Source organism: Moorena sp. SIO4E2 (assembly GCF_010671945.1).
Lineage (GTDB): Bacteria > Cyanobacteriota > Cyanobacteriia > Cyanobacteriales > Coleofasciculaceae > Moorena > Moorena producens.
This window is the reverse complement of sequence record NZ_JAAHIE010000937.1, coordinates 1-2,175: the sequence shown is the minus strand read 5'-3', so window position 1 is coordinate 2,175 and position 2,175 is coordinate 1. Positions and strand designations below refer to the sequence as shown.

The 2,175-nt window shown below is 45.0% G+C and carries 1 protein-coding gene; it reads left to right on the top strand.

The annotated features are described in order from the left end of the window. Window positions 1–573 precede the first annotated feature (573 nt). The gene (locus F6K37_RS39180) at window positions 574–2,097 is read left to right on the top strand and encodes a reverse transcriptase domain-containing protein (protein WP_502887817.1); all 1,524 of its coding nucleotides are present in this window, start codon (window positions 574–576) and stop codon (window positions 2,095–2,097) included. The last annotated feature ends 78 nt before the right edge of the window (window positions 2,098–2,175 follow it).

Genomic DNA, 2,175 nt, shown 5'->3' with positions numbered 1-2,175 from the left:
AGGGCTAGTGCGGCTCGTTCTGAGTGGGAGCCTTTCGTAACGAAAGGGGTATGACTCAGGGGATTCGCGGGGAAAACCCCGAATTCATAACTATTCGTTCGGATGGCGGTGAAAACCCGACCCCATGAGGAGATATGTGACACCCTATCTTGGCCACACCGAGCAAGCGGCATCTTGCAGAGTGAAGCTGGCACCAGGGCGGAATCAGAGGTAAATCAGATGTGCCACACTGCCGCTAAAGGGAAGACGACATGGGTAACAGTAGCGAATGTCCTGAAAAAGTGTCTGATAGCAAAGCCGCAATCTGACTAGTATATGCGAGACTTTATCCTTTAATTCTCACAACGTTTTTAGCCCGACAGTTGTAATCTCCGAGAAAAGGATAGGCAAAATGGACAGCCCTAAATCGTCACAACAATCTAACGAATGGAACGAGTAAAAACGGCAACAATACTAGGTCTAGGGAACGGTCGTAACCCTAGTAAGCAATGCCTCGCTTAATCCCTATTGCCGGGTAGGATGCAGTCGAAAAACTGGCTGCGGGTATTCAGAATATACAAACTCTAAGAGAGTATGGGTAGACACATGTCAAATAGATCTAGTGACCTATGGAAAAGTCAGAGTTGGAAGAAACACCAACAAAACTTGTTCCGCCTACAAAAGCGAGTATACAAAGCAGTTCGATCCGGAGATTTGAAGAAAGCCAGGTCTCTACAGAAACTGATACTGAAATCCCGATCAGCGCAACTTTTGGCCGTCCGTCAAGTGTCACAGCTAAACAAAGGGAAGAAAACGGCTGGAGTTGATGGCCAGTTAAGCCTCAACTACAGACAGCGTGCTGAATTGGTAGAAACATTGAACGATCATGCCTCAGACTGGAAGCATAATCGACTTCGTGAAATTCCAATCCCTAAAAAGAACGGAAAAGTAAGGATGTTGAAAATACCAACCCTCGCCGATAGAGCCTGGCAATGTCTGATTAAATATGCACTGGAACCAGCTCATGAAGCCACCTTCAGTGCAAACAGTTACGGATTCCGCACAGGACGATGTGCCCAAGACGTACAAAAACGCCTACAACTGCACCTAAAATCAGACTGTAACGGAATCACAAAAAGGGTCATCGAATTAGACATTAAAAAGTGCTTCGACCGTATATCACACTCCTCAATTATGAAGAGACTCATAGCTCCAGCATCTATCAAATTGGGAATATTCCGCTGTCTTAAAGCTGGAATAAATCCAGGATTCCCGGAGCAAGGCACCCCACAGGGAGGTGTAGTCAGCCCTTTGCTAGCAAATATAGCACTTAACGGAATAGAAGAAATACACACTAGTCTGCGTTATGCGGACGATATGGTAATAATCCTAAAGCCAAAAGATAATGCTGAGAAGATAATGAATAAAATCAAAAACTTCTTAGCAGAGCGTGGGATGGAAATCAATGAAGAAAAGACTAAGCTCACCAAAACGACAGATGGATTTGACTTTCTGGGGTGGAAATTCCGCGTCCAGCAAAACGGAAAATTCCGAAGCATTCCCTCAGCGGAAAACTTCGCTAAACTCCGTGACAAAGTAAAAGCCATAATCAATAGCTCGAACTATGGTGCTGAATTAAAAGCTAAGAAGTTAGCCCCGATAGTACGAGGTTGGAGAAACTACCACAGCAGTTGCGATATGAGCAACTCTCGGGATACATTATGGTTTATTAGTAAAACTGCCCACCGAAAGTTCCGAAAGGAAAAAAAAGTAAGTCGGTATAGAGCTACTAAACTATGCAATAAAGCATTCCCGAAGGTAGGGTATAAACAAAACCAGCACGTTAATGTTAAGGGAACCAAGTCACCATATGACGGAGACCTGGTCTACTGGAGTAATCGCAATTCACAACTATACTCCGGAGCTACTTCAGATGCCTTGAAAAAGCAAAACCATTCCTGTGGACACTGTGGATTGAGGTTCAAAGAAGACCAAACTGTACATCTCCACCACATTGATGGAAACCACGACAATTGGAAGAAAAAGAACCTATTAGCAGTCCACCAGAGCTGCCACCAACAGATACACTGGAGCACTCCGAAAGGAGAGGATATCTAGGAGCCGTATGCGATGAAAGTCGCACGTACGGTTCTGAAGCGGAGGTGCTCCCCTTAATAGGGGACATCGACCGTAACT